Here is a 1,518-nt window from a genome sequence, read left to right as displayed (position 1 = left end):
GCCCCCCCCCTCCAACCCGCCACAATCCCGCGGCCCTCCCCACCCCGCGTTCCCCCCCCCCCGCCCCCCGCCGGCGCCCCCGCGCGACGGGGGTCCGGCCGGAACGGAGAAAATTCCGCCACTCCTGTCACATCCGAGGGCCGCCGCGTGTCAGAGTGGTGTGACTACCAACAAGATCGTCTTCGCCGCTCCGCTGGCCGCCGCCCTCCTGGCCGTGGCCGCCACCACCGCGACCCCCGCCGCCGCGCACGGCACCCCCTGGCACAGCGCCTGGGGCGCCTCCCCGCAGACCGCCACCCACACCGACTGGTTCCCCAACTGGTCCGAGGAGGGCTTCCGCAACCAGTCGGTGCGCCAGGTGATACGGGCCGGCGCCCAGGGCAGCGAGCTGCGCGTCCGCCTCTCCAACACCTACGGCAAGACCCCGCTGCGGCTCACCGGCGCGACCGTCGCCAAGAGCGCCGGGGGCGCCGCCGTCCGGCCGGAGACCGTACGCACGCTGCGGTTCGGCGGCAAGGGCGCGGTGACCGTCCCGGCCGGCGCCGAACTGTCCAGCGACGCCGTGACCCTGCCCGTCCAGGCCTTCGAACAGCTCACCGTCACCTTCTACTTCCAGGACCCCACCGGCCCCGCCACCTTCCACAACGTCGCCATGGGCACCACCTTCCGGGCCGACGGCGACCACCTGCGCGACGCCGCCGCGGACGCCTTCTCGGCCCCGGGGAACCAGAGCTTCTCCTGGTACTACCTGGCGGGGATCGACGTACGGGGCGCCGGCGCCCCGGGCCCGCGCCGGGGCGCGGTCGTCACGTTCGGGGACTCCCTCACCGACGGCTTCGGTGCGACCCCCGGCGCCGACCGCCGCTACTCCGACGCCCTCGCCGGCCGCCTCGCCGCCCAGGGCACGCCGCGCCCCGTCATCAACGCGGGCATCGGCGGGAACAAGGTCCTCAACGACTCGGCGTGCTACGGGGAGAGCGCCCTGCACCGCTTCCGGCGCGACGCCCTGGGCCGCCCCGACACCGGCACGGTGATCGTCCTGGAGGGCACCAACGACATCGTCCAGCCCGACGGGCCCCAGGACCGCTGCACGACCGGCCCCCGGGTGACCGCGCAGGAGATCATCGCCGGGTACCGGGAGCTGATCCGCGAGGCCCACGCCCGCGGCGTCAGGATCATCGGCGCCACGATCCCCCCGTACGGGGACTCCGGCTACTGGACCGCGCAGGGCGACGAGATCCGGGGCGAGGTCAACCGGTGGATCCGCACCGCCGGAGCCTACGACGCCGTCGTGGACGTCGACCGCGCGGTCGCCGACCCGCAGCACCCGGAGAAGCTCAAGGCCGAGTTCGCCTTCGCCGACCGCCTCCACCTCAACGACGCCGGCTACCGAGCGATGGCGGAGGCCGTGGACCTCAACACCCTCTAGGGTCTGTCGTCAAAGTCCCGTCGTCGCCCGGAGGGCGGCCCCGCGGCGTCTGGTGCGTGCTCTCGGTGCGCCGGGCGCAAGACCTCGTA

The 1,518-nt window shown here is 74.5% G+C and carries 1 protein-coding gene; it reads left to right on the top strand.

The genetic code is table 11. The features are described from left to right. Positions 1–160: 160 nt before the first annotated feature. The gene (locus AB0F18_RS39250; protein WP_362070340.1) at positions 161–1,429 is read left to right on the top strand and encodes an SGNH/GDSL hydrolase family protein; all 1,269 of its coding nucleotides are present in this window, start codon (positions 161–163) and stop codon (positions 1,427–1,429) included. The last annotated feature ends 89 nt before the right edge of the window (positions 1,430–1,518 follow it).

This window comes from Streptomyces sp. NPDC029216 (assembly GCF_040648015.1).
Classification (GTDB): domain Bacteria; phylum Actinomycetota; class Actinomycetes; order Streptomycetales; family Streptomycetaceae; genus Streptomyces.
Note: the sequence above shows the minus strand (reverse complement) of the source record. Positions and strands in the feature narration are given on the sequence as shown.